Annotated in this window: 1 protein-coding gene and 2 pseudogenes; 1 reads left to right on the top strand and 2 read right to left on the bottom strand. The window is 70.3% G+C overall.

All coding sequences use genetic code 11. The annotated features are described in order from the left end of the window. Together BN4348_RS01805 and BN4348_RS01800 are read right to left on the bottom strand one after the other, a co-directional pair. A pseudogene (locus BN4348_RS01805) lies at nucleotides 1-388 on the bottom strand (hypothetical protein); the annotation flags it as partial. 202 nt (nucleotides 389-590) lie between these two features. Then, nucleotides 591-860 (bottom strand): annotated as a pseudogene (locus tag BN4348_RS01800) (glycosyltransferase); the annotation flags it as partial. Nucleotides 861-984: 124 nt separating this feature from the next. Between BN4348_RS01800 and BN4348_RS60640 the strand changes: the two are divergent. Next, nucleotides 985-1,192, top strand: a 208-nt coding sequence (locus tag BN4348_RS60640) for a hypothetical protein (RefSeq protein ID WP_096866038.1), incomplete at its 3' end; no start/stop codon positions are given.

Raw genomic sequence — 1,192 nt, 5'->3', positions numbered from 1 at the left:
CGGCGCGCGGATCCACGACCGACAGCGTCACCGTCTCGTCGCCGACCACCAGCACGCCGCCGGCGCGTCCCGCCGCGCGCATCAGCGCGCTCACCGCCTGCGACTCCGAGAGCACCGCGACGTTGTGGACGCCGGAGTCTTCGAGCGCCCGGCGGAGCTGGTCGGCTTTGGCGGCGTCGGGCCAGCACAGGCGGGTGCCCACAAGCCGGTGGTTCTCGTCGGCCAGCAGCCGACTCGTCCCGGCCACCGTCTGGGTGAGCGTCTCGACCGGGCGGTCGGCCAGGTCGACGACGGATTGGTCGAGCACGTCCGAACCTTGCGCGCCCGACCCGACCAGCGCCAGGCGGGCAACGGGACCCGTGACCGCGACCCCCAAAACGACGTCCATCCAGGCTCTCCTTCGGCCGGCTACCCCACAACCAGCATGTCCCGGCATCATTACACTGCGATACCGTCGGCAGTAACAGTCATTCGGGCGACACGTTCGCCTGTGAGCGCAGCGTAACCGGGTTGGCAAACCTCAAGGGTCACCGTGGAACCGAACACGTTCTCAGCACTGCCGCGTCGTCCGAACGGAGATTATGTTTCCNACCGGGGTCCATCGAGCCGTCGGCATCGATGACCGCGACGATCGGGGTGGTCGCGGCGACGACGCCCGCATGCACCGCGGCGCCGTAGCCGGGCCTCGGTTCGGCGACCACCCGGGCGCCATGCCGGGCAGCCACCGCCGCGGTCTCATCGGTGCTGTTGTTGTCCACCACCAGCGCCCGATAACCGGCCGGGATCGCCGTCAGCACCCCCGGCAGCGACTCTTCCTCGTTGAGACACGGCAGCACCACCGTGACCGAATCCTGGGGCATCGGGTCAGGCCACGATCAGTGCTGCGTGTGCGGCAGCAGCGGTTTCACCGGTTGCTGCGGGGTCACCGGCTGTTGCGTGTGCGGCTGCGTCGGAATCGTCTGCGTCGGAACCGTTTGCGTTTGCGTGTGCGGCGCCTGCGTCGTCACCGGCGCCTGCGTCGTCACCGGCGCCTGCGTCGTCACCGGCGCCTGCGTGGTGGTGACCGGCGCCTGGGTCGTGGTGACCGGCGCCTGGGTCGTGGTGGGCGGTGTCGTCGGAGGGGTTGTCGGCGGTGTCGTCGGAGGGGTTGTCGGCGGTGTCGTCGGAGGGGTTGTCGGCGGGGTCGTGGGGG

The organism is Mycobacterium interjectum, from assembly GCF_900078675.2.
GTDB lineage: Bacteria > Actinomycetota > Actinomycetes > Mycobacteriales > Mycobacteriaceae > Mycobacterium > Mycobacterium interjectum.
Note: the sequence above shows the minus strand (reverse complement) of the source record. Positions and strands in the feature narration are given on the sequence as shown.